Genomic DNA, 25909 nt, shown 5'->3' with positions numbered 1-25909 from the left:
TTTATTTATCCATTCTCACAATTTTGGGTGTGAAAGTTCCCATTACTTCAACTAATTCTTTTTGCAATTCCATCACCGTGTTGATGTTCTTATACGCCATTGGTGCTTCGTCAATATTACCGCCGATTAACTGAACTTCATGCTTTTGAAGTTCCTTCTTAATCTCACTTTGTGTGAATGTTGCTTTGCACTTTGCCCTTGAGAACAAACGGCCGGCGCCATGTGAGGCAGAATTCAGACTTTCAGCGTTTCCTTTACCGCGAACGATAAAACCCGGTGCGGTCATGGAACCCGGAATGATTCCGAGTTGGCCCTCACTTGCCGGAGTTGCTCCTTTGCGGTGCACGATACATTCTTTACCGTTAACCATTTCCTTCCACGCAAAATTGTGGTGGTTTTCGATCGTCATCACGATGCGTTTATTCAATGCTTTAGCGATACGCCTGTGAATATCATCGTGACATGCCTTTGCATATTCCCCGGCTAAGTTCATAGCCAGCCAATATTCCTGACCGTCGTGCGTATTGAGGTCAAGCCAGGCCAGATGCTGTACCTGCTTCGGTAACGGACATTGTTTTGTTGCCAGGTAAGTATAATGCTTGGCAATGTTAGCGCCCAATCCGCGGGAACCACTGTGTGACAAAACCGCCAGGTATTCACCAGGAACCAATTTCCATTCCGGTAAAACTGTATCCAGCTTTACGACACCGAATTCGACGAAATGATTACCGCCTCCTGAAGTTCCCAGTTGCTTGTAAGCCTTTCCCAACAAGCTTTTCAAAAGCGGAATATCCTGAAATTCACTTCTGCCGAACACCTCGTGATCTGCTTTGATTTTGTGTGTTTCGGTCATTCCGAATTTTGTATGCTCGCTGAGGATTGCTTTTAACTGATCGTCTTTCCCTTTCAGAAAAGAAGCTGGTAAATCAAATACCGACAAACTCATACGGCATCCGATATCGACCCCAACACCATACGGAATCACTGCGTTATCTGTGGCTAACACACCACCGATTGGCAATCCGTAACCCGAATGTGCGTCAGGCATTAGTGCGCCTGAAACCGAGATGGGCAATTTCAATGCATCGTACAATTGGAATTTAGCCTGTTCGTCGATTTCATTTTCCCCGAAAATGGAAAACGGTGCCCGGGTTGTGTTCAATTGATGCATTCTTACCTGCACCGGATTGATTAAACCTTCGGCTACTTTTCCCCAGGTTCCGTGCCCTTTAAACTTTTCAGGTGTTAAGAGTACTTCTTTGGCTTCGGTTAGAATACTCGCTTTCTTCTCTTTTTTTCTGTATCTGTTAATTTGCCCTAAGGCTATGTTTATTGCGTTATTTTTAGGGAAGCCCAATTGAATTAGGTCTCTCCCTGATAATTTATTTCCCATGATTTTGTTGCTAAAAATTTCAATACGTGCCTGATGACAAATGCAACAGGCATATCATTTTATCCGTTTGGATAAATAACAGTCGGTTTTCCGGGAAGTAATTGTGAAGTATCTAGAATATACAAAAAAGCCCGAAACTAATTGTCTTCGGGCTTTTTCATATATTTTGATTTAAATCGCTACGGTTGAAATAAGCCACGAAGAAAAGCGACACCAGGTACTGATGAATTGCTTTGAGATGTTAAGTTGAATACAAACATTTTTTCTTCGTTTTTAAGAGTTAATTATTACGGCACAAATTTTTAGAAAACTTTTTTAAATTTCCAAATTTCTTACAAAATATTTTTCCCCAAATGATAATAAGACGTTAAAATAAAATCGTTGAATACCTCAATTTAGTACTTTTACAAAAAATAAAAAAACATGCCAACCGACTGTATTAACTACCAGAATTCAGGATATTTCTCAAAACTTATTGTTGATTATTTAGACCGGAAACCTGAGTTACAGTCGTTATACCACCGATTCCCCGATATTGGGAATTTTCTTTCACAAATTGAAGAGAAGAAGAGCAATTTCCCTGTTGAAAACAGAGTTGTTTTAGTTGAAAGCCTTTTGCAACAGAACAAAAAAATTGTTTTATCTGAAGATTCATTACACAATATCGAGCTCTTAAAAGAAACAAATACATTCACGATTACCACCGGTCACCAGTTGAATTTATTTACGGGTCCGTTATATTTTATCTATAAAATTGTTTCCACGATTAATTTGTCCAGACAGTTAAAAGCCAAACACCCAGATTATAATTTTGTCCCGGTTTATTGGATGGCAACTGAAGATCATGATTTTGATGAAATCAACCATTTCACTTTCAGGAATACCAAGATAAAATGGAACAAAGCCAGTAGTGGCCCGGTTGGAAGATTAACTACCGATGGACTTGATGAAGTATATACCCAGTTTGAGAAAGAATTGGGGATTGGTGACAATGCCGCTTATTTGAAAGAATTGTTCAGAAAAGCGTATTTGGAGCATGAAACTTTAACTGACGCTACCCGTTTTATCGCCAATGAATTATTCAAAGAAGAAGGTTTGGTTATTATTGACGGAGATGATGTTAACTTAAAAAAACTGTTTGCTCCTTTTGTAAAAAGAGAATTGACAGAGCAACTTTCTTTTCAAAAAGTTTCCGAAACTAATGAAAAACTGAAAAATTATGACATTCAGGTCAATCCGAGAGAAATCAATTTGTTTTACATAGAAGACAAACTCCGTGAACGCATTGTATTTGAGAAAGGAGAATATAGTGTTAACAATACACAAATTAAGTTTTCCGAGAGTGAAATACTGACTGAACTGGAGAATCATCCGGAGAAATTCAGTCCGAATGTTATTTTACGTCCGTTATATCAGGAAGTAATCCTTCCCAATTTATGTTATATTGGCGGCGGCGGGGAAATTGCGTATTGGTTACAATTAAGATCCAATTTTGAAAGTAACAATATCACCTTCCCTATTTTGTTGGTACGGAATTCCGTATTGATTGCATCTGAAAAGCAAGTACAGAAAATTGATAAACTGGAATTAAGCTGGGGTGATTTATTCACGAAACAGCAGGATTTAATCAATACCAAAACAAAAGAATTATCAAACCTTACTATTGATTTTTCTGAGCAGAAAGCATTTTTGAGACAACAATTTACAGTATTAAACGATATCGCCAAAAAAACTGACCCTTCCTTTACCGGAGCAGTTCAGGCGCAGCAAGTCAAACAAATCAAAGGATTGGAAAACTTAGAAAAAAGATTACTTAAGGCTGAAAAAAGAATATTATCCGATCAGTTAGAGCGTATTTCATTGATTCAAAACGAATTATTCCCCAATCAGGGATTACAGGAGCGCAAACAAAATTTTTCTGAATTTTATATTGAAAGTGGAGCATTACTGATTTCAAAGTTACTGACTGGACTAAATCCGTTAGAACAAAAATTTTCCATATTGATTTTATAATTCAATTATCAAATCAAAAGATTATTTATAACTTTCGATTGAACAAAATCGAAGAATGAATAAGCCAATTTACATACTGGGGACAGGATTATCCCACAACGGTTCAGCAGTATTACTAAAAGACGGAAAAATTTGCGTAGCCATTGAAAAAGAACGCATTACACGTATAAAACATGATGGAGGCAACGACACAGTAGCCATTCAATATTGTCTGGATGCCGAAAATATTACCATTGACGATATTAGTTTAGTGGTACAATGTGAAAACTTCACTATTCCTTCCCGGGACCGTTTTAAAGGCAAACGGATTTTTGCAGAACGGCCTAATCCTGAAATCATTACTATTTCCCATCACCTTGCGCATGCTTACAGTGCAATTGGCACTTCCCCTTTTGACGAATGTGCCGTTATGGTCATTGACGGATGCGGAAGTCCGCTCGAGCAGTATTTAGCATTAAATCCCGAGGAAAAATGCAATATCCCGGAGCATTTTTTGGCTACTAATGAAATGCTTTGTGAGAAAGACAGTTTCTATTATTATGACGGACAAGGATTAAAAACCATTTATAAAGACTTCAGTCCGATGGCCGAATCCCAAAAAGACATGTTATCACTTCCTACAACCTGTCATTCGATTGGCGGTTTTTATGCTGCTGTCAGTCATTATGTTTTTGGAAACATGGACGATGTAGGTAAGCTCATGGGATTGGCTCCATATGGAAAAACCGGAGTATTTAACATGGAGGCTTTTTACTTTGAAAATCAAAATTTATATGTTAGTCAAGACTGGAAAGCATTTTTAAAAAATCCTTCAAAAGGATATGACTATTTCAAGGAACATTTTTCCTATTATGCAGATGTTGCAAAATGGGCTCAGGAACAAGTTGAAAGCGCTATTTTAAAATGCATAACAAGCCGCTATTCTCTTTTTTCCCATCCGAATCTTTGTTATTCGGGTGGTGTGGCTTTAAACGCAGTCGCCAATGCCAAACTGCAAGATGCCCAATTAGCGCAAAACATCTATTGGGAACCTGCAGCCGCTGATAACGGATTAGCATTGGGATGTGCTTTTTATGGCTGGCTCCATCATTTAAAAATGCCTAAATTTCAACACAACGAGTCAACTTGTTTTGGAAAAAAATATATTGAAAAAGACATTGAAAAAGCAATTCAGGCAGCGCATTATGATAATTTCAAAATAAGTCATTTTCAACTGGAAGATGAATTATTAAAACATTGTGCTTCAGCTATTAATTCAGGAAAGACAATGGCTTGGTTTCATGCTGAATCGGAATTTGGCCCAAGAGCATTGGGAAGACGCAGTATTTTAGCACATCCCGGCATAAAAGGCATGAAACAGCATATCAACCGTAACATTAAATTCAGAGAAGACTTCAGACCTTTTGCCCCGGCTGTAAGAGAAGAAAAAGTATCCGAATATTTTGAAAAAGGAAGAAACAGTCCCTATATGATTTTAGTAGATAAAACCCGTAAAAAATATAGCGACATACTCCAAAACACAACGCATGAGGATGGCTCAGCCAGAGTACAAACTGTTAACAAACAATGGAATGAACGGTTCTATAATCTTCTCGGATATTTTGAAAAAGAATCAGGAATAGCAGTACTTCTAAACACCAGCTTAAACAGACGTGGCATGCCAATGGTGGAAACACCGGAACATGCAATAGCCCTTTTTGAAGAAACATCACTTGATGTTTTAGTTTTGGAAAACTTTGTGATTGAAAAAAAACAATACTTTTGATTTTATCAAATTCAAGTACAGATTTTAGAATTCCAATCTGTAAATCTTAACTTACAATTGATGATTTTTCAATAATCATATCATATTAACGGATATTTTTCACCTTTTATCGATTTTAATTATCAAAATTTAACATAACTCATTTTTAAACATACTTTTGCGCCCGATTTAAAACATCATTTTTATAACAAACAAACAAACTTATGTTAAAAAAACTACTAATCATCGGTGCTGTATCATTTACACTACTTTCATTTTACAGATTGGGGAATCCTGTACTTGAGATGGTGAAAGTTAGCGGGGGAACATTTATGATGGGCTCAAAAGATGATAACCGGATTGCTGAAAACGACGAACAAAAACAACACGAAGTTAAACTAAATGCCTTTGAAATCAACAAACTGGAGGTTACCGTTTGGGAATGGAAGGATTATTGTAAAAAAAATAAGAAAAAAATGCCTGTTGCCCCAACATGGGGATGGAACGACAACAATCCGGTTACAGACATTACCTGGTTTGAAGCTATTGAATACTGCAATTGGTTAAGTAAAATTGAAGGACTTAAACCTGCCTATACTATGGTTGGTCCAAATGTAAAATGTGATTTCACAGTTGATGGTTACCGTTTACCGACGGAAGCAGAATGGGAATTTGCAGCCAAAGGCGGAAATAAATCTAAAGGAAGCGTATTTGCCGGTTCCAATAATTCAAATGACATTGCCTGGTGGATTAAGAACAGTGAGAAAAAACCACATGCAGTAGGAACAAAATTACCAAATGAATTAGGTATTCATGACATGAGCGGAAACGTATGGGAATGGTGCTGGGACTGGTATAATAAAGATTACTATAAAACCGAAGACGGGAATAATCCGAGAGGACCGATCCGTGGTGAGAAAAAAGCAGTGCGTGGCGGTTCATGGGACAGTCAGGAAAATTACCTGAGAACAGCAAACAGAATCAGTACCGATCCAAACAAAACAAACGAGTTTTACGGATTTCGATTAGCCAGAACAATTAACTAAAATATCATTAAAACTTTTCTTTCAGATTGATTAAAAAGTTATACTTTTGCACGCAAATTAAAAAAGGAAAAAATGGCAAGTAATAGAACTTTTACTATGATCAAACCGGATGCGGTTGAAAAAGGAAACATCGGTGGAATTTTAAACATGATTACTGAAGGTGGTTTCAGAATCGTTTCTTTAAAATTAACGCAATTAACTGTGGCTGATGCTCAGCAATTTTACGCAGTTCACTCTGAAAGACCATTCTTCGGTGAATTAGTAGAATTCATGACAAGAGGTCCAATCGTAGCTGCTATCTTGGAAAAAGATAACGCTGTTGAAGATTTCCGTACTTTAATCGGTGCTACTAATCCTGCTGATGCAGCTGAAGGTACAATCCGTAAAAAATACGCTACTTCAATTGGAGAAAATGCGGTTCACGGTTCTGACTCTGATGAGAATGCAGCTATCGAAGGTGCTTTCCACTTTGCAGGAAGAGAAATGTTCTAATCCAACATACAATTATAAAAAAAGCCGTTCATTTGAGCGGCTTTTTTATTATTTATATTTTTCAAATATTCCCTGAACCACTTCATCGGTTTGGGAGAATCTGACTTTTTTCTCAACTGTTTTGGGTGGTGCCACTCTTTCGGCACAATCAGCAATTCTGCATGATTCACACGTTACTCCTACTTCCCTTCTTTTTATATTTTCATCGTTTAAAAAAGCTATTTTCGAAGAAGAATTGGGTGTAATCATGATTCCAAAACCAATACTTCTGTAATAGCCATTTCTAAAAGGATCTTTTGTAGCCGAAGACATCGTAAAATATTCCACACCGCTGTGTGTATACGAAGAAATCTGGGTATCAAATAAATGTTCTTCATCGATATGCGGGATTTCCTTTATGGTTTTTAACGAAATCCATCTTCTACAGTAATGCTCGTAACTTTCATTAGCATGCGGCTCCAGTAAATTAGTGATGTGCAATTCTTTCGTCAGCTTAATATCATTACGCTCGGGTTTATAACTGAAACGTAAAAAGAATAAGTTTTTAAGGTTAAAATCCTTCGGAAGGATATTTGTTAAGCGCTGGTAAAAAGTTTCGGGTGAATCTGTATATTCTGCGATTAAACTTTGAAATTCATTTGCATCAAAGGTTTTCTTTTCAAAAAATGTTTTTAGTTTTTTAACCAATGGTTTCCTCGGAATCAGTAAAGCGCCTGCAAAATAAGACGCCAGAAAATTATTCAGCACCTGATCGAAACGTTCGAATTTAATCCATGAAAACGTGTATAATCTATCGGTAATATTCAGATAGTTGTAGGCAATTTCTTTGGCATAGATAAACATCCGTTGTGATTCATCTGTTTCGGAAGAAACCAGAAGCGTTTTGGAAGTAGGTACAAAAACCGAACGGAGATTAATCAATTCCTTATGTTGTGACAATTCCTCGTTATTAATCGTATAGCCATACTCTTCGATCAAAATCTCTTCTAATTCCTGTATGGATAATTTCTGGTTCAAATCAATTGAATATGCTTTAGCAAACTTCTCTACCTGGCTTTCTATTTCATCAAAATAATTATTGTTTGCTTCCTGATAAGAACGTAAAGCCGCCAAAAAGAAACTTTCCCGAGTTAAATTGTAATGTTTGGCGATTTCAAAAAGCGTGCTGATGAAGGCATTAACCTTTACCGGAGCTTCGGCAATGATATCAATTAAGTCACTTTCTTTTATTCCGAATAATTCCAAAGGAATCTCCTTTAATATGTTTGATTGCAGGATTTCACCGATTGGCGCCAGGTTTTTATCCAGCTTTAAGGAAACCAAATGATCGTAATTCGATTCCAATGCTTCGGCCAGCAATAATATTTTATCGCGCTTCGGATACTTCTTCCCTTTCTCAATTTCATTCAGATACGATTTAGATAAACCGGTTATTTTGGCCAAACCGAATAAAGACAGATTCTTTTCTGTCCGCATCTGTTTCATTTTCAATCCGAAAATCAGACGTATATATTCTTCTTCAATCATTACAAATACTGGATTTATTACTTCAAAACAAAGATATGACTTTTAATGAATTTTGCAATTTTAAAATATTTTGCGAACGTTCGCTTGTTTTGTAAATTTTAATTTTATAAGTTTGTTCGCATAAAAACTAAATCAACACAAAAATGGAATTAGCAATCAATAAAACCTATGAGGTTAAAAACCAAGCTACCTATAAAGACATCCTGACGGATGAAGCCTTACTTTTTCTTGAAGCTTTACATAAAAAATTCAACCAAACCCGCATTTCACTTTTGGACAAAAGAGATATCCAACAAAAGATTTTCGATTCGGGAGAAAACCCGGTTTTTCCTTTGGAAACCAAAACCATCCGAAACACAGCCTGGACAGCTGCCCGAATTCCGGAACCTTTATTAGACAGAAGGGTTGAAATTACCGGTCCGGTTGACCGCAAAATGGTCATCAATGCTTTAAATTCCGGCGCAAAAACATTTATGGCCGATTTTGAAGACAGTTGCTCACCAACCTGGAGCAACCTAATGGAAGGACAGCAAAATTTAAGAGATGCCGTCAAAAAAAGCATTGATTTAGAGCAAAATGGCAAAAAATACACTTTAAACGAAAAACATTCGGTGTTGTTGGTCCGTCCGCGTGGTTTACATTTAGAAGAAAAAAATATTTCTTTTGAAGGTGAATTAGCATCAGCTTCTTTAGTTGATTTTGGTTTGTTTTTCTTTCACAATGCAAATACACAAATCAAAAATGGGTTAGGCCCATACTTCTATTTACCGAAATTGGAACATTATGAAGAAGCCCGTTGGTGGAATGAAGTTTTCATCTTCAGTCAGGATTATTTAGACATCAAACAAGGAACAATCAAAGCAACTGTTTTAATCGAAACTATAACGGCCAGTTTCCAGTTGGACGAAATCATTTACGAACTGAAAGAACATATTGCAGGTCTGAATTGTGGTCGTTGGGATTACATATTCTCTTACATCAAAAAACTGAAAAACCATAAAAATTTCATTGTTCCGGACAGAGATCAAATCACTATGACAAGTCCGTTCATGAGCGCTTATTCATTGAGAGTCATCCAAATTTGTCACAAACGCAACGTATTGGCAATTGGAGGAATGGCAGCTCAAATTCCAATCAAAAATAACGATGAAGCCAATGAGATTGCATTCAATAAAGTCATTACCGACAAAGAACGCGAAGTTAAAAACGGGCACGACGGTACTTGGGTAGCACATCCCGCATTGGTTCCGGTGGCCATGAAAGTTTTCAATGACAATATGTTAACGAAAAACCAGATGCATATCAGACGGAATGAATTAAGCATTACAGAAGACCAATTACTAGAAATCCCCCAAGGAAGCATCACTTTGAAAGGCATACAAAAAAACATCAATATCGGGATTTTATACATCGAATCCTGGTTGATGGGTACTGGAGCTGCTGCTTTGTACCATTTAATGGAAGATGCTGCAACTGCAGAAATTTCAAGAGCACAGGTTTGGCTTTGGCTGAAAAACAATATCACTTTGGAAAACGGGAAAACATTCACTCCTTACCTTCTAAAAGAATTAACTGAAATCGAATTGATAAAAATCAGGGAAGATGTAGGCGAAGAAAGATACGCTAAAGGCCGATTTGAATTAGCAACTGATTTATTTACAGAAATGTCACTTAAACCTGAATTAGACGATTTCTTAACAACAATCGCATACAAGTATCTTTAAAAAAACTGCCGGATGCGGCAACATCCGGCAATTACATCCAAATAATTAATAATAACTATTTAAAGCACAACAAAATTATGAAAACTGAAGAAAGAATTCAACAATTAGTTACCGAATGGACAACAAACCCAAGATGGAAAGGTATCGAAAGACCATATACTGCCGGAAAAGTAGTAGAATTACAAGGTTCTTATCAAATTGAGCATTCCATCGCGCGTCACGGATCCGAAGTACTATGGAAAAAATTACATTCTCAGGACTGGGTGGCCGGTTTAGGAGCCATGACAGGAAATCAGGCAATCCAGGAAGTCGAAGCAGGACTGGAAGCCATATATTTAAGCGGCTGGCAGGTAGCAGCCGATGCAAATCTAGCAGGTGAAATGTATCCTGACCAATCTTTATATCCTGCAAACAGTGTTCCGCAGGTTGTTAAAAGAATCAATAATGCCTTGTTGCGTGCCGATCAAATTCAATCAGTAAATAAAGTAGAAAATAAAAAAGAATATTTAGTACCTATTGTTGCAGATGCTGAAGCCGGATTCGGCGGTAACTTAAATGCATTTGAATTAATGAAAGGCATGATCGAAGCTGGAGCTGCTGGTGTTCACTTTGAAGACCAATTATCTTCAGCTAAAAAATGCGGACACTTGGGAGGAAAAGTATTAGTTCCTACGCAGGAAGCCATCAATAAATTAGTAGCAGCCCGTTTAGCAGCTGATGTGATGGGAGTACCAACACTAATTGTTGCCCGTACCGATGCAGATGCAGCTAACTTATTGACAAGTGATGTTGACTACAGAGACCGAGAGTTTATCACCGGAGAAAGAACACCAGAAGGTTTCTTCTATGTAAATGCAGGATTAGAGCAAGGAATCAGCCGTGGTTTATCCTACGCTCCGTATGCCGATTTAATATGGCTGGAAACTTCAACTCCTGACATCACTGAGGCAAGAAAATTTGCCGAAGCCATTCACGCACAATATCCAGATAAACTATTAGCATACAACTGTTCGCCATCATTCAACTGGGCAGCCAAATTATCAGTAGCTGAAATGGAAACATTCCGTGAAGATTTAGCAGCTTTAGGATACAAATTCCAATTTATCACATTGGCCGGATTCCATGCCTTGAACACATCAATGTTTGAATTGGCATTAGCATATAAAAGAAAAGGAATGGCGGGATATTCGGAATTACAGCAAAAAGAGTTTGCGTTACAGGCTGAAGGATTCAGAGCCGTGAAGCACCAGAATTTTGTAGGAACAACCTATTTTGACGAAGTACAGAATGCGGTTACTGCAGGATTAGCTTCAACAGTGGCGATGAAAGATTCAACCGAAACAGCGCAATTCTAATTTTTTTGGTTAGTGAAAATGCCCCAATCATGGGGCATTTCCTATTTTAATACAACATCTTTCACAACTTCCCTACCGAGTTCTTCGTTGATCATCTTAATGATTTTATCCTTCCCGTAACTCAATTCTTCCCTTAAAACCGCAGAAGTCAATTCAACATACAAAACAGAACCTTTAAGCAATACATTCCGGGTATAATTATTCACACCGTTACCCATCAGGTTTTTCCAGGCATCGGCCACGGAAATCTGGTTCAAACCTTTATCCAGTTTGTTTGCGTCGATGATTTCTTTAAGAATATCACCTATCGAACTCTCGTTACTCAGCCTTTTTGCCATATTGTTCTAATGAATTTACATTAACTTTTTTATAATGAAAATTAGCCCCTTCTTCTGATTCCAGAACCAATAAACTATCAGACAATTCGGCAACAATTTCGGAATGCTTTCCAAAATCGGATGAAAAATCCAACACAACCTGTCCATCTTTTTCAGAAGCAGTCATTTTCTCCTGCAAGTCATCTACTAAAAATGTTCCCATCGGTTGCCATCTCACTTTCTTATGAAAACCCGAATTATTTTTGATATCAAAATATTCATAGTTTTCATTTACCGGATATTCTTTTTTATCTCCTTTGGCCGTTTCAACCTTAGTGATTTGCCAATATCCTTTAATTTTATCAATCTGACCCAGCTTCACTTTTTCCTTACAGGAAAAAACAACCAGAGCTACCATTATAACTGCAGTTCTTTTCATATCGTAAAATTAAAACATTCGGTTAAACCTTTTTGAAAAATTATAGTCTAAATTTGAAATAACTAAAAAACCCAAAATGAAACTATTTTACACTATAACCTTTTGCTTTTTAGTATTATCAGGATGCAGTTCAGATGAAACTACAAATGAAGCCGCACCGGAAAGTATGTATTTCCCTCCATTAAGCGGCTCAACCTGGGAGACAAAATCGATCTCTTCATTAGGTTGGAACCAAAGTGCCGTACAGCCTTTGAAAGATTATCTCAACGAGAAACATTCTAAATCATTCATGATTCTGGTCAACGGAAGAATCGTAATGGAAGAATACTTCAACGGACACAATTCCTCAACTGTTTGGTATTGGGCCAGTGCCGGAAAAACCTTAACTTCAACACTAACAGGGATTGCCCAACAGGAAAACCTTTTAAATATCAACCAAAAAGTATCAACCTACATTGGAACCGGATGGACAAGTGAAACCTTGGCAAAAGAAAATCTGATTACCTGCAAGCATTTATTATCAATGACTTCAGGTTTGGATGATGAATTCAATGAAGATTTAGTTGAACCTTCAAATTTAATTTACAAATCAGATGCAGGAACCCGTTGGGCATATGACAATGTATATGTCAAACTTCAGGATGTAGTAACACAAGCAAGCGGACAAACATGGAATGCTTATTTCAACAGTAAGTTACGCGATAAAATCGGAATGAGCACAAGTGGTTTTTGGTATAACAATCCTGACGGATTACGGATATATTCAAGCAACACAAGAAGCATGGCACGTTTCGGGTTATTAGCTTTAAACAAAGGAAAATGGAACGGCAGCCAAATTCTTAACGAAACCTATTTCAATGAAGCTACCTCAACTTCCCAAAACATCAATTTAGCCTATGGTTACTTATGGTGGTTAAACGGAAAAGCTTCCTATCATTTGCCGGGTTCCCAATTCCAATTCAACGGCAGCATTATTCCTTCAGCTCCAAGTGATATGCTCATGGCTTTAGGGAAAAATGACCAAAAAATATACGTAGTCCCAAGTAAAAAAATGGTTATTATCCGAATGGGAGATGCGGCAGACGGAAGCAACATGGCGCTTTCCGATTTTGATGAAACACTTTGGCAAAAAATAAATGCGCTATTTACGTAGCGCATTTATTTTTAGAATATTTTTCTTTTTATGGTTTAATCCATTTGATTACGGTTTCATCAATAGGCAGCGTTTCCGGCCCGATTACTTTGGCCAAAGTACCGTCTTCATTGATCAGGTATTTCTGAAAGTTCCATTTCACCTCATTGTCTTCTAATCCGTTTTGGTCTTTATGGGTCAGAAATTGATATAACGCATGCGTATCATCACCTTTTACTGATATTTTTTCCATCATCGGGAAAGTAACTCCATAATTTCGTTGACAAAATGTAGCAATTTGCTCATTACTACCAGGTTCCTGTGCTCCGAAATTGTTAGCCGGAAAACCGATAATTGTAAAATTATCATCCTTAAATTCGGTATACAACTCTTGTAATTGCTCATACTGTGGCGTTAAACCACATTCAGAAGCCGTATTCACAATCATTACTTTTTTTCCTTTCAGTGAAGCCAGATCAAAATCGTTCCCTGAAATATCTTTGACTTTAAATTGGTAAATCGTATTTGCAGCCATAATTTCTTTTTTAGTTGTTTTTTTATCTGTTGTGTTTTTATTCTTCTTTTCCTGACCTTGACATCCAATAGCCAAAATCATACTTAAAATTACAACAATATTTTTCATTTTTTTTTATTTTTTAAATTTCCGGTATCTAAAATACACTAATCCTGAATAAGCGAGAAATCCAATCAAAACATATAAATAAATGACCACATTTTGTCTTTCACCTGACGCGTATGAATGCAATCCGCTCAAGTGGAAATTTACTCCAAAATAAGTCATCAGTACTGATGCAAAAGCCAACACACTCATGAAGTTATAAATAAATTTCCCTCTTAATGCCGGCACAAATCGCATATGAATCACGAAAGCATACACCATAATACTGATTAATGCCCAGGTTTCTTTTGGATCCCATCCCCAATAACGTCCCCAACTTTCGTTAGCCCATTGACCGCCAAGGAAGTTTCCGATAGTCAACATAACTAAACCGACTGTTAGTGACATTTCGTTGATGTATGTAATTTCCTTGATGCTCAAATCCATCACTTTCTTATTCTTTTCATTAGTAAACAACATCAATCCAAGCGCAACCAAACCGAGAATCGCTCCTAAGGCAAAAGGCCCGTAACTCCCGACAATAACCGCCACGTGAATCATTAGCCAATACGAATTCAAAACCGGTTGCAAATTTGCAATTTCAGGATCCATCCAACTCCAGTGTGCAACCATTAAAATCATAGCGGCAACAAATGAAGTAGAAGCAACGGTCAAAGCAGATTTCCTTCCGAATACCAATCCGAAAAACATAATGGACCAACCCACATAAATCATCGATTCATACGCATTACTCCAAGGCGCATGACCCGAAATATACCAACGGGAAATTAATCCGGCGGTATGTAATAAAAATAAGAAAGCTACAATTCCATGAAATATATTTACTGAAATTTTAACCCATTTCTTCTTATTGAAAATATTTATAATTACAAACATGAACATAAGTAATCCTACATAAATATACCAGGAGTACAACTTTTTAAACACATCAAACTTATTGTATAAAATTTCTAAGTCAATCTGCCTGTCAGTTGGGCGAACTTCATAGCCATATTTCTTTTGGTACTTATCAAGTCCCAAAACTAAACTGTTTGCCAACTTATAATCTTTTGAAGTCGCCGCCTTATCCAATGAATTCAAATAAAAAGGTAATACATTTTTAACAGTATCCAAAGCAGTCCCGGTTTCTTCATTCAATTCCAAATAACTCACCCATTTGTTGTTACTGTCATGTGGTTTTGGGAAAATTTTCAAAATCTGTCCGCTTAACGCAGAATACAATAAATTCACTTTTCTGTCGGCTTCAATAAAATCTGTCTCAAAAGCATTAGGTACCGCTGCCTTATACGCTTTATCTAATTGGTTAGTCAATTTATAATTCCCTTTGGCATCAAAAAAGTCGATCATTTTAGCATATTTCGCTTCTTTATCAATACCGATAATTTTACGGATACTATCATTCCCTTTTTTCAGATAAATAACCGGAACTTCATACCATATTTGCGGAAATTGAGTAATGGATAAAAACACCTGATCAGCGTTCATGTCTTTATAAGTATCACTCTTACTTACTTTACGTAACAATTCGGAAGAAAACGTATTAATAGGCTTCATACGCCCTCCTGCATCCTGAATAACCAAGCGTCCAAATTTTTCCGCATGTTCTTTTGGAACCAAAAACTTATGAAGCAATTCATCAATTTGTTTTTCGGTAACTTTTTGATGCTTATGATTACCATGCTGTGCAAAACCTGCAAAAGATAAGAAAAGAACAACAACCAAAAGAGATTCTTTTTTAAGACGGACCTTCTTTAGTTTTGCCTTTAAATCACCAAAACGTGAATGCTTTGTAAATAAAATTGCCAACATAGCAATGTACAATAGGAAATAGCCGATATAGGTAATCCAGGTTCCCCAGAAATCATAGTTTACCGATAATTTAGTTCCTTTTTCATCCGGATCGAAACCAGCCTGAAAGAAACGGTATCCCTTATGATCCAAAATATTATTCATAAAAATTCGGGCATCAAAAGGTTTCTCATCCAAAATAGTTACTTGACTTTCAAATGCTGAGTAGCTTTTTTCCGTACCCGGGTATTTTGATGCAATAAATTTATTTAATCTCACTTTGAAAGGCAAATCATACACTTTACTTCCAAAAATAACAGTATACTCTAAATCACCCAATTTAAAAGCCTGAGGTTCGCTGACTTTACCTTTTGAACCTAAAAGCGTAATTGTTTTTTCTTTTCCTTGGTTTGAAACTTTAAAGACCAAAGCATCATCGGTTTCTTTATCTTTATAATTACCGTTTGATTTGTATTCTTTCACTCCTTTAATAGCAGCTTCAGGGAAAACGAACTGGCTACCTCCAACATTATACAACGAACGGTACATTAAATCAGATTTCGTGTCTTTCATCACGTTTCCTTTCATCTGATCAGCCATCCGCATAAAGTTACCGTCAAATGGTGTTTCAATGGAAGATTCCTTATCATTAATTGTGATGTTTACAGCGCCTTTAGTATACTTATTCAAAGCAAAAAGAATATTGTGAATACTTTGTACTTCTCCTTCTTTCAGATAATGCTCATGGCGCTCCCCACCTCCGGCTTCAACCATTTTCAGGAATAAAATCCCTTTCTCATCAGGTTTTATTATTTCTTTGGCACCCATCACAAAATCAATCAATTCCACTTCAAATGGAACATCACTGAAATTATCTTTATAGTCAAAATCATTATCAACAGCTGCCGAAAGCAATAGAGGCTTTTCAATTGTTTTACGCTTCATTTCCCCATTATGCATACCGTCGACATACATGGTTAAAAAAGTTCTGTCTGAATAAACCTGATTTTCTGTTGCTCCTTCACGGATTGGCATCATTCCTTCATAACTGATATAACGGGTTATAAAAGCTCCGGCTAAAATCAAAATGAACGACAAATGCAAAACCAAAGTCGCCCATTTCTCTTTTTTGTATAACTGGTAACGTTTAATGTTACCCAAAAAGTTCAACATAAAGAAAAACATAATCGCTTCAAACCACCACGAATTATACACAATAATCCTTGCTGTATCTGTGTTGTATGCGTCTTCAATAAAGGTTCCGGCTGCCATGGCTGCTGCAAAAACAATAAATAAGACAGCCATTAATCGTGTAGAAAATAAAAAAGAAAATATTTTTTTGTCCATTGTTTTGGATTGCTGATTTAAGTGCAACAAAAATACTTAATTACTTTCTTTTAAAACTTAAAAGGAATGGTTTTTTAAGGAGATTTTAAGAATAAAAAAAGCGAAACAATATGTTTCGCTTTAAGGTTGAATCAAATATAGAAAATTAACTTCTCTCGAATAATTTTTTGATATCTTCCATACTCATCATTTGTGAGATACCTGTAGAAGATGTCACTTTGTTTGTTGTCATAAACTGAACAACCGCTTTGTTTGTAGCTTTTGTATAGTGTAACCATACATAATCATTTGGCAATTCCAATTTGATGTCATACATAGGTGATGCATTGAAACCATCAATGATGATTTTAAACAGATTATCATAATCACCGTCTACATTTTTAAATGTAAAGTTTTTGATTGAAGTATCATCTGTGTTCTCCATGTCTTTGTAGAAGAATGTATATTGAGAACCTTCTTTCTGAACATAAACATCGTTAGTTCCCACACGCCCTAATCTTTCCAAAGGTGTTGTTGGCAATACTTTAATTTGAGCGAAACTTAAGCTACTGATTAACAGTAAAGCTAACATAAATACGTTTTTCATAGTTTAAACAATTTAGGATTGGTTCGCAAATATAATTTTTTTGTTTAAAAAAACATCATTTCCCACAATTGATTATTAACAACATAATGTTAATATAATATGAATGGATGTAAAACTTGAAAAATTCTTATTTTAGCCAAATGATTCAGGTAACAATTATTGGCTCGGGTAATGTAGCCCGGCATTTGATTTCGGCTTTCAGCCAAAGCAGTTTTGTTGAAATAAAACAGGTTTTTGCCCGCCAGACCGAAACACTGTCGCACTTGATTCCGTCTGAAAAAATCACAAATAATTTCGCCCAAATACAGGAATCTGACTTATATATTATTTCGGTGACCGATCAGGCCATAGAAAGTGTTTCTGCCCAAATCCCTTTTGAAAACAAATTGGTGGTCCACACATCCGGAACGGTTTCAATTGACAATCTGAGTTCCAGAAACCGAAAAGGCGTTTTTTATCCGCTACAGACTTTTTCAAAAGACAAAAAAGTTAACTTTAAGGAAATTCCGGTTTGCCTTGAAGCGCAAAATGAAGAAGATTACTTAGTATTGGAATCGGTTGCCAAATCAATTTCAGACAAGCCTTTTAATATTTCTTCGGAACAACGTAAAGCTTTACATGTAGCCGCTGTATTTTCCTGCAATTTTGTAAATCATTTATACAGGATTGGTTCCGAAATTTGCACCGAAAACAATATTCCTTTCGAAATACTATATCCGTTAATTGAAGAAACAGCCGATAAAATAAAGTTTCTCTCTCCGGAAGAAGCCCAAACCGGTCCGGCCAAACGCAATGACACCACAACGATCAATGCACATTTGAATTTTCTTCAGGACAACACACAAAAAGAAATTTATAAATTACTTACAAAATCAATAATTGATAATGGCAAAAAGCTATAAAGAAATCATGAACGGCATCACTACTTTTATTTTTGATGTCGACGGAGTTTTAACAGACGGAACGGTTCACGTTTCACAAACCGGGGAAATGCTACGCGAAATGAACATCCGCGACGGATTTGCCATGAAAGCAGCGATCGAAAGCGGTTATCATGTTTGTATAATTTCAGGCGGAAGCAATGAAGGAGTCCGTATACGTTTACGCAATTTAGGCATAACTGATATTCATTTAGGTTCACCTGACAAGGTTGAAACATTCAAAGAATATATTAATATTTACAACATCAAACCGGAGCATGTTCTTTACATGGGAGACGACATTCCCGATTATCATGTAATGCAATTAGTCGGTCTTCCTACCTGCCCTCAGGATGCCGTTCCGGAAATCAAAGAAATTTCAAATTACATATCACATAGAAACGGAGGAAAAGGTGCCGTTCGTGATGTTATTGAACAGGTAATGAAAGTTCAGGAAAAATGGAACACTTATTTTAACGGTAAATTCGACTAATGAAATACTTAAAACTCATCCGCTACCAGAACTTACTTTTAATAGCTTTGATGCAATTAGTTGTTTTGTATGGTTTTTTAAAAATACAGAATATCTGGCTTTTCCTTGAGGACTGGCAATATTACTTATTAATACTTTCCACGATAAGTATTGCTGCCGGAGGCTATATTATCAATGACATTGTCGATCAAAAACCTGATGCCGAAAACAAACCAAACGGCAATATCGTCGGAAAATCAATTTCAGAGGGCACAGCTTACAATTTATACATCGGATTTACACTTATAGGAGTCGGGACTGGATTTTATTTATCCAATGCCATACAAAAACCGGGGTTTGTTACAGTTTTCATTTTGTGTGCTGCCTTACTTTATATGTATGCAACTTCATTCAAACAAATTCTTTTGGTCAAGAATTTAGTGGTTTCCTTTTTATTAGCTTTCAGCATGATTATTATTGGACTATTTGATATTTACCCGGCAACGACTCCCGAAAACCAATCGGTTATGAAAGTTGTTTTTTCAATTTTGATTGATTTTTCCATCATTGCCTTTATCATCAATTTCATACGTGAATTAATCAAAGACATGGAAGATGTCAAAGGCGATTACAACAACGGAATTCAAACTTTACCTATCTTATTGGGAATTTCCAGAACAGCAAAAGTAGTATTCGGACTGGCAATTATACCGGCAGCGTTAATTTTGTATTATACCTATAATAATCTTTTCCACCTACAATTCGCTACCGTATACATATTAGCTTTTCTCATTGGTCCGCTTTTTTATCTTATGATTAAAATTTGGTCCGCCAGAAACAAAAAAGAATTCAGCCATTTGAGTATGGTATTGAAACTGATAATCCTTTTCGGAATTATTGCCATTGGAGTAATCGGAATAAACATGAAATACTATGCTTCGTAATAAATTCAAAGACACAAAAATAATTCTCGCATCAGGATCCCCTCGCCGTCAGCAGTTTTTCAAAGACTTGGATCTTGATTTTGAAATCCGTTTAAAAGAAATTGAAGAAATATTCCCGCCACATCTTCAATCCTATTACATAACCAATTATCTGGCAAAACTCAAAGCTGATGTTTTTACTGATTTAGCCGATAATGAATTATTGATTACCAGCGATACTTTGGTTTGGCTGGAAAACGAAGCATTGGGCAAACCGGTTGATGAGGCTGATGCCATAAAAATGCTTCAGAAATTGGCCGGAAAAACACATCAGGTTGTAACTTCCGTATGTTTTAAAACACAAAATTCCGCTGAAATCATTCATGATATCACACAGGTTACTTTTAACGATTTGAGCTTGGAAGCCATTGAATATTACATCCAAAATTACAAACCGCTGGACAAAGCCGGAAGCTATGGAATACAAGACTGGATCGGACTTGTGGGCATTTCTAAAATAGAAGGATCGTATACAAATGTGGTAGGTTTACCAACCGAAAAAGTATACCAGTATCTGTTAAAATTGTAATTTAAATCCCTTTCAAAAATATTTTTGGCACAGTAATTGGACACTAATTACCAAACATCATCGTTTAACTATTATCCATAACTTAAAACTAATATTATGAAAAAGTTACAATTTATATTCGGAGCATTTTTAATCTTATTTGCCCTGGAATCAAATGCACAAGTATCAGTCAGCCTGAACATTGGTTCACGTCCAACATGGTGCGACCATTATGACGAGGGAGTTCAATATGTATATTTACCGGAAATCGAATGTTACTATGATACTTACGATGCCGTTTATGTATACTACGGTTCTAACGGTTGGTGCCGCTCACGCTACTTGCCTGAATATTGCCACGGATACGATATAAACAGAGGCCATAGAGTAGTTATCGATTACAGAGGTGGAACTCCTTGGACACATTTTAACTACCACCGCAGACATTACTGGAGAGACAACTACCGCAATTACCGTGAAGAGTACTACGCTCCAAGACACAACAGAAGAACAAATTATGTAGCGGTTAACCCAAGACACTACGATAACGACAGAGATTACCGTCACGATAACGGAAGAGGTCACGGACACGGTCACTACAAAAAACACGACAGAGGCAATGACCAAGGTCACGGAAGAGGTCACGGAAGAAGAGACTAATTTTTCTTCAAACTGAATCAAATATAGTAAAGAGAGAGCCACGGTTCTCTCTTTTATTATTTTATACCCGGCTGTTTTCTTTTATCTTTGCAAAAAGATTTTCAAATTGAAGTATTTTATCGAATTCGCTTACAACGGAACCCATTACCACGGATGGCAATACCAACCCAATGCCATATCTGTACAAGAAACATTGAACAAGGTTTTTTCAACTTTATTACAGGAAGAAATCGATATTGTTGGTGCAGGAAGAACTGACAGTGGCGTGCATGCATCCCAAATGTACGGGCATTTTGATTCGGAAAAGGTTATCGATAAAGAAAAATTGATCTATAAAGCCAATTCATTTTTACCAAAAGATATTGCTGTTTATGACATCATACCGGTTCACGAAGAAGCTCACGCACGTTTTGATGCCACTTCAAGAACTTACCATTATTTTATTTCCACCAAAAAAGATATTTTCGGAAATGAAACTTCATGGTTCAATCAGTTGCCTTTGGATTTGGAACTGATGAATGAATCAGCACAATTATTATTGGGTTTCACTGATTTCCAATGCTTTTCAAAATCCAATACCGATGTTTTCACTTACAATTGTAAAATTACCGAAGCTTATTGGAGAAAAGAAAATAATAAACTTATCTTTACCATAACTGCCGACCGCTTCCTGCGTAATATGGTCAGAGCGATTGTTGGCACCTTGGTAAACATCGGTCTTCATAAAATCACAAAAGAAGATTTCATTAAAATCATCGAAAGTAAAGACCGGAAAAAAGCAGGATTTTCAGTACCTGCACAAGGATTGTTTTTAACGAATATAGCGTATCCGTACATCCATAAAAAGAATGAAAGCATTTGATTCGAAACTTTTTAAACGAATTTTAGAATACACAAAACCTTACAAATGGCGCTACAACAGCGTAATTGTCTGGGCTATTTTACTTTCAGTTTTTGCCGCATTACGACCATATCTTCTGAAATATAATGTGGATCATTACATCCAACACAAAGATGAAAAAGGCTTACTACTTTTTATTGTATTAATTGGTTTGGTTTTATTCCTCGAGGTGCTCGCCCAATTTTATTTTGTGTATTGGGCCAACTGGCTGGGACAAGACATCATTAAAGACATCCGAATTAAATTATTCAAACACTTATCGGGTTTTAAAATGAGTTATTATGACCACGAGCCTGTAGGCAAACTGGTAACCCGGGCCGTATCTGATATTGAAGCCATCGCCCGTATTTTCAGCCAGGGATTATTCATGATTGTAAGTGATCTTCTTAAAATGATAGTGGTATTAGGCTTTATGCTATACATGAACTGGAAATTGACACTCATCGTTGTGGCTGCCATGCCGATTTTAATTTACGCAACACGTGTTTTCCAAATTAAAATGAAAGATGCTTTTGAAGAAGTGCGAACCCAGATTGCCAATATGAATACATTTGTACAGGAAAGGGTTTCAGGAATGAAAATCGTACAATTATTCATACGGGAAGAAACTGAATACCAGAATTTCAAAAAAATAAATTACCTCCATAAAAAAGCCTGGGTTAAAAACGTTTGGTACAACTCGATCTTCTTTCCTATTGCCGATATTGTTTCAGCACTGACACTAAGTTTAATCATTTGGTACGGTGGATTGAATATTTTAAACAATGACGGCATTACCAGTTTTGGTGATTTGTTTGCTTACACGATGTACATTTCGATATTTTTTACACCGCTCCGCCAGATTGCCGATAAATTCAATGAGATGCAGATGGGAATGATAGCAGCCAACCGTGTTTTTGAAGTTTTGGACGACAATAAACCCACAGAAGAAACCGGAACACTGGAAGCTCCACATTTTGAAGGGGAAATTGAATTCAAAAATGTGGTATTCGGGTATAAAGAAGATGAAGATGTACTTAAAAACATCAGCCTGTCCATTCAAAAAGGAGAAACAGTAGCCATTGTTGGTGCCACCGGAGCAGGAAAGTCAACTATTGTTAACTTATTGAACCGTTTTTACGAAATCAAATCGGGTACCATCTGCGTTGACGGACAGAACATCAAAGAATATACCCTTGGAAGTTTACGCAAACAAATCGCTGTTGTTCTTCAGGATGTATTCTTATTTGCAGACACTATCCACAACAACATCACCTTAAACAATCCTTCTGTTTCAAGGGAAGAAGTGATTGCTGCCGCCAAGGAAATTGGCGCCCATGATTTTATCATGAGCCTTCCCGGAAATTACGATTACGATGTCAAGGAAAGAGGGAATATGCTATCGTCAGGACAGCGCCAACTAATTGCCTTTTTACGCGCATATGTCAGCAAACCAAGTATTTTAATTCTTGATGAGGCAACTTCATCCATTGATGCATATCTGGAAGCCATGATCCAGAAGGCAACCCTGACCTTAACCCAAAACAGGACTTCAATTGTTATCGCCCACCGCTTGGCCACGGTTATCAATGCTGATAAAATTGTGGTATTGGATAAAGGAATCATTGTTGAGGAAGGCAATCACCAACAGCTATTACAAAAAGAAGAAGGCTACTATAAAAAACTATACGAAGCACAATTTGTTAACCACGAAGAAGAAATCAACTAAACAAAAAAATGGAAAAGTATTCAATTGAATTAGACGTAAGAGACTATGAACTGGATGTACAGGGAATTGTGAACAATTCGGTGTACCAGAATTATTTAGAACATGCCCGCCATGAATTTTTACACCACCACGGCATTGATTTTGTGGATTTTGCCCAAAACAATATCATGTTAGTCGTAAAAAGCATCGAAATGAATTTCAAAAATTCACTGGTGAGCCGCGACAAATTCAAAATTGAAGTTTCCGCTGAAAAAGAAGGCAATCTAAAAGTAGTTTTCCATCAGGATATCATCCGACTTTCGGATAACAAAGCAATTTTATCGGCAAAAGTTACGGGAGTAGCCATCAAAAACGGAAGACCGGTTGCTCCGGATACCATTCCGCAAATTGAAGGATTTTTGGTTTAACCCAATTGACTAATTAACCGGACACATTCCACTGCTTCCTTAACGTCATGCACCCGTAAAATATTGGCTCCTTTTGTCAAAGCCAGTGTATTCAAAACCGTTGTGCCGTTTAAAGCATGTTCAGATGCAGTTTCCAATACTTTATAAATCATCGATTTACGGGAAACGCCAACTAAAACAGGTAATTCCAACATTTGGAACAAATCCAGTCTTGAAAGCAATTCATAATTCTGGTCCAGTGTTTTGGCAAAACCAAATCCAGGATCGACAATGATATCATAGATGCCCAGGCTTCGTGCCTGGGTTATTTTTTCCGAAAAATAAAACAAGACCTCTTTCACCAAATCATCATACTGCGTTAGTTTTTGCATGGTTTGCGGAGTTCCGCGCATGTGCATCATGATGTAAGGCACCTGGAGTTTAGCAACCATTGGCAACATATCTCCATCTAAATTCCCGGCAGACACATCATTGATCAGAGCTGCTCCGTTCAAAATGGTTTCTTCGGCTACTTTAGCATAAAAAGTATCGATTGAAAGTAATGCATCAGGGAAGTTTTTTAAAATTGAATCTACTACCGGAATCACTCTTTTCAATTCCTCTTCTGCAGTAATCATATCAGCTGTCGGCTTCGTCGTTTGTCCGCCCACATCAATAAAATTGGCTCCATCCATCAGCATTTTCTCCACCTGTTTCAAAACAACAACATCGGAAGAAAACTTGCCCCCGTCATAAAAGGAATCGGGTGTAACATTCAGAATCCCCATGACTTTGGGTGTTGTTAAATCGATCAGGTTTCCTTTGCAGTTGACGGTCATTTTTATATTTTTTTTAAATAAATTCTAAACAAAAAAGGCTATTTTTGGACAAATTTGATACAAATATAAATTAATAATGAGTAACACCTCACAACAATACGACGCAATCATTTCCATTTGCCGCGATTTATACGCAAAAAAATTACAGGATTACGGAAGTGCATGGCGTATTTTACGATTACCCTCACTAACCGATCAGATATTCATCAAAGCACAACGCATCCGTTCATTACAGGAAAATGAAGTCCGTAAAGTAGACGAAGGCGAAGCTTCAGAATTCATCGGTATCATCAATTATTCCATCATGGCATTGATCCAACTGGAAAAAGGCGTGGCTGACCAACCGGATTTAAACGTGGATGAAGCCGTAAAACTTTACAACGAAAAAATCCAACTGACGAAAGATTTGATGGAAGCCAAAAATCATGATTACGGAGAGGCTTGGCGTGATATGCGCGTGAGTTCCCTTACTGATTTAATTCTGCAGAAAATTTTACGCGTTAAACAAATAGAAGACAACAAAGGCAAAACATTGGTTTCAGAAGGAATTGACGCCAATTACCAGGACATGATCAACTATGCCGTATTTGCTTTAATCTTATTAGACCATCAATAAAATGATTTTCAGGGAAGCCAAATTAGAAGATATTGACCAAATTCAGGTTGTACGGAATTCGGTAAAAGAAAATACACTTTCCGATCCGGGGTTAGTGACCAACAAAGACTGCGAAGAATTTATGTTCGAACGCGGAAAAGGCTGGGTATGTGAAATTGACAATCAGATTGTCGGTTTTGCAATAGCTGATTTGAAAGAAAACAACATCTGGGCTTTATTCCTGGATCCGGCATTCGAGAAAAAAGGAATTGGCCGAAAATTACACCAAATCATGATGGACTGGTACTTCAGCCAGACCGATGAGAAAGTATGGTTGGGTACAGCCTTCAACACCCGCGCTGAACAATTTTACCGCCAGGCAGGATGGACTGAA

Annotated in this window: 25 protein-coding genes; 17 read left to right on the top strand and 8 right to left on the bottom strand. The window is 36.9% G+C overall.

The window, feature by feature from the left end; translation table 11 throughout:
• Nucleotide 1 precedes the first annotated feature (1 nt).
• A complete protein-coding gene (locus tag NAT51_RS09445; protein WP_250598364.1) occupies nucleotides 2-1393 on the bottom strand; it encodes an RtcB family protein in 1392 nt (463 codons plus the stop codon).
• 423 nt (nucleotides 1394-1816) lie between these two features.
• Here NAT51_RS09445 and bshC point away from each other — a divergent pair, with 423 nt between their 5' ends.
• The 4 genes from bshC to NAT51_RS09425 all read left to right on the top strand — a co-directional run bounded on the left by bshC (nucleotide 1817) and on the right by NAT51_RS09425 (nucleotide 6688).
• A complete protein-coding gene (bshC, locus tag NAT51_RS09440; protein ID WP_250598363.1) occupies nucleotides 1817-3406 on the top strand; it encodes a bacillithiol biosynthesis cysteine-adding enzyme BshC in 1590 nt (529 codons plus the stop codon).
• Nucleotides 3407-3461: 55 nt separating this feature from the next.
• Complete coding sequence (locus NAT51_RS09435) at nucleotides 3462-5171, top strand: carbamoyltransferase family protein (protein ID WP_250598361.1); 1710 nt, start codon at nucleotides 3462-3464, stop codon at nucleotides 5169-5171.
• A gap of 203 nt (nucleotides 5172-5374) precedes the next feature.
• Entirely contained in the window at nucleotides 5375-6196 is an 822-nt protein-coding gene (locus tag NAT51_RS09430) for a formylglycine-generating enzyme family protein (RefSeq protein WP_250598355.1), read from the top strand.
• 72 nt (nucleotides 6197-6268) lie between these two features.
• On the top strand, nucleotides 6269-6688 hold the full coding sequence (locus NAT51_RS09425; protein WP_250598353.1) for a nucleoside-diphosphate kinase: 420 nt from the start codon (nucleotides 6269-6271) through the stop codon (nucleotides 6686-6688).
• A gap of 48 nt (nucleotides 6689-6736) precedes the next feature.
• On the opposite strand, the gene NAT51_RS09420 is transcribed toward NAT51_RS09425, so the two are convergent.
• Nucleotides 6737-8215, bottom strand: coding sequence for a helix-turn-helix domain-containing protein (locus NAT51_RS09420; protein WP_250598351.1), 1479 nt, complete (start codon nucleotides 8213-8215; stop codon nucleotides 6737-6739).
• 143 nt (nucleotides 8216-8358) lie between these two features.
• Between NAT51_RS09420 and aceB the strand changes: the two genes are divergently transcribed.
• Together aceB and aceA are read left to right on the top strand one after the other, a co-directional pair.
• Complete coding sequence (gene aceB, locus NAT51_RS09415; protein ID WP_250598349.1) at nucleotides 8359-9939, top strand: malate synthase A; 1581 nt, start codon at nucleotides 8359-8361, stop codon at nucleotides 9937-9939.
• Nucleotides 9940-10016: 77 nt separating this feature from the next.
• Nucleotides 10017-11294, top strand: a complete 1278-nt coding sequence (gene aceA, locus NAT51_RS09410) for an isocitrate lyase (RefSeq protein WP_250598347.1) — start codon at nucleotides 10017-10019, stop codon at nucleotides 11292-11294.
• Between the two features lie 41 nt (nucleotides 11295-11335).
• On the opposite strand, the gene NAT51_RS09405 is transcribed toward aceA, so the two are convergent.
• Both NAT51_RS09405 and NAT51_RS09400 read right to left on the bottom strand, forming a co-directional pair.
• Nucleotides 11336-11632, bottom strand: coding sequence for a DUF721 domain-containing protein (locus tag NAT51_RS09405; protein ID WP_250598345.1), 297 nt, complete (start codon nucleotides 11630-11632; stop codon nucleotides 11336-11338).
• Entirely contained in the window at nucleotides 11613-12050 is a 438-nt protein-coding gene (locus NAT51_RS09400; RefSeq protein ID WP_250598343.1) for a lipocalin-like domain-containing protein, read from the bottom strand. Before NAT51_RS09400 ends, NAT51_RS09405 begins: the two co-directional genes overlap by 20 nt.
• Before the next feature lie 76 nt (nucleotides 12051-12126).
• Between NAT51_RS09400 and NAT51_RS09395 the strand changes: the two genes are divergently transcribed.
• A complete protein-coding gene (locus NAT51_RS09395) occupies nucleotides 12127-13203 on the top strand; it encodes a serine hydrolase domain-containing protein (protein ID WP_250598341.1) in 1077 nt (358 codons plus the stop codon).
• Between the two features lie 28 nt (nucleotides 13204-13231).
• Here the strand turns inward: NAT51_RS09395 and NAT51_RS09390 are convergent, their stop codons facing one another.
• The 3 genes from NAT51_RS09390 to NAT51_RS09380 all read right to left on the bottom strand — a co-directional run bounded on the left by NAT51_RS09390 (nucleotide 13232) and on the right by NAT51_RS09380 (nucleotide 17543).
• Nucleotides 13232-13825 (bottom strand): glutathione peroxidase, encoded by a 594-nt coding sequence (locus NAT51_RS09390; RefSeq protein ID WP_250598339.1) that lies wholly within the window; start codon nucleotides 13823-13825, stop codon nucleotides 13232-13234.
• A gap of 6 nt (nucleotides 13826-13831) precedes the next feature.
• Nucleotides 13832-16957 carry a cytochrome c biogenesis protein CcsA gene (gene ccsA / locus NAT51_RS09385; RefSeq protein ID WP_250598337.1) on the bottom strand — a complete coding sequence of 1042 codons (3126 nt, stop codon included), beginning with the start codon at nucleotides 16955-16957 and terminating at the stop codon, nucleotides 13832-13834.
• Nucleotides 16958-17102: 145 nt separating this feature from the next.
• Nucleotides 17103-17543, bottom strand: coding sequence for a hypothetical protein (locus tag NAT51_RS09380; protein ID WP_250598330.1), 441 nt, complete (start codon nucleotides 17541-17543; stop codon nucleotides 17103-17105).
• A 140-nt stretch (nucleotides 17544-17683) separates the two neighbouring features.
• On the opposite strand from NAT51_RS09380, the gene NAT51_RS09375 reads away from it, so the two are divergent.
• From NAT51_RS09375 to NAT51_RS09340, 8 genes are all read left to right on the top strand, one after another.
• Nucleotides 17684-18445 (top strand): Rossmann-like and DUF2520 domain-containing protein, encoded by a 762-nt coding sequence (locus tag NAT51_RS09375; protein ID WP_250598329.1) that lies wholly within the window; start codon nucleotides 17684-17686, stop codon nucleotides 18443-18445.
• Nucleotides 18429-18956, top strand: coding sequence for a KdsC family phosphatase (locus NAT51_RS09370; RefSeq protein ID WP_250598328.1), 528 nt, complete (start codon nucleotides 18429-18431; stop codon nucleotides 18954-18956). Before NAT51_RS09375 ends, NAT51_RS09370 begins: the two co-directional genes overlap by 17 nt.
• Nucleotides 18956-19879, top strand: a complete 924-nt coding sequence (locus NAT51_RS09365; protein ID WP_250598326.1) for a geranylgeranylglycerol-phosphate geranylgeranyltransferase — start codon at nucleotides 18956-18958, stop codon at nucleotides 19877-19879. The genes NAT51_RS09370 and NAT51_RS09365 overlap by 1 nt, the downstream gene beginning before the upstream one ends.
• Entirely contained in the window at nucleotides 19869-20447 is a 579-nt protein-coding gene (locus tag NAT51_RS09360) for a Maf-like protein (protein WP_250598324.1), read from the top strand. Before NAT51_RS09365 ends, NAT51_RS09360 begins: the two co-directional genes overlap by 11 nt.
• Nucleotides 20448-20543: 96 nt before the next feature.
• The gene (locus NAT51_RS09355) at nucleotides 20544-21086 is read left to right on the top strand and encodes a hypothetical protein (protein WP_250598322.1); all 543 of its coding nucleotides are present in this window, start codon (nucleotides 20544-20546) and stop codon (nucleotides 21084-21086) included.
• Between the two features lie 106 nt (nucleotides 21087-21192).
• Nucleotides 21193-21948: a tRNA pseudouridine(38-40) synthase TruA gene (gene truA / locus NAT51_RS09350; RefSeq protein ID WP_250598320.1), complete on the top strand. Its 756-nt coding sequence runs from the start codon at nucleotides 21193-21195 to the stop codon at nucleotides 21946-21948.
• Nucleotides 21935-23695, top strand: a complete 1761-nt coding sequence (locus NAT51_RS09345) for an ABC transporter ATP-binding protein (protein ID WP_250598313.1) — start codon at nucleotides 21935-21937, stop codon at nucleotides 23693-23695. The genes truA and NAT51_RS09345 overlap by 14 nt, the downstream gene beginning before the upstream one ends.
• Nucleotides 23696-23703: 8 nt before the next feature.
• A complete protein-coding gene (locus tag NAT51_RS09340) occupies nucleotides 23704-24102 on the top strand; it encodes an acyl-CoA thioesterase (protein ID WP_250598311.1) in 399 nt (132 codons plus the stop codon).
• On the opposite strand, the gene folP is transcribed toward NAT51_RS09340, so the two are convergent.
• Nucleotides 24099-24920 carry a dihydropteroate synthase gene (gene folP, locus NAT51_RS09335; protein ID WP_250598304.1) on the bottom strand — a complete coding sequence of 274 codons (822 nt, stop codon included), beginning with the start codon at nucleotides 24918-24920 and terminating at the stop codon, nucleotides 24099-24101. The two genes, NAT51_RS09340 and folP, sit on opposite strands and share 4 nt — an antisense overlap.
• 76 nt (nucleotides 24921-24996) lie before the next feature.
• On the opposite strand from folP, the gene NAT51_RS09330 reads away from it, so the two are divergent.
• The gene (locus tag NAT51_RS09330; RefSeq protein ID WP_250598302.1) at nucleotides 24997-25536 is read left to right on the top strand and encodes a DUF1599 domain-containing protein; all 540 of its coding nucleotides are present in this window, start codon (nucleotides 24997-24999) and stop codon (nucleotides 25534-25536) included.
• A gap of 1 nt (nucleotide 25537) precedes the next feature.
• On the top strand, nucleotides 25538-25909 hold a 372-nt coding region (locus NAT51_RS09325; RefSeq protein ID WP_250598300.1), incomplete at its 3' end, for a GNAT family N-acetyltransferase.

This window comes from Flavobacterium amniphilum, assembly GCF_023634845.1.
Lineage (GTDB): Bacteria > Bacteroidota > Bacteroidia > Flavobacteriales > Flavobacteriaceae > Flavobacterium > Flavobacterium amniphilum.
Note: the sequence above shows the minus strand (reverse complement) of the source record. Positions and strands in the feature narration are given on the sequence as shown.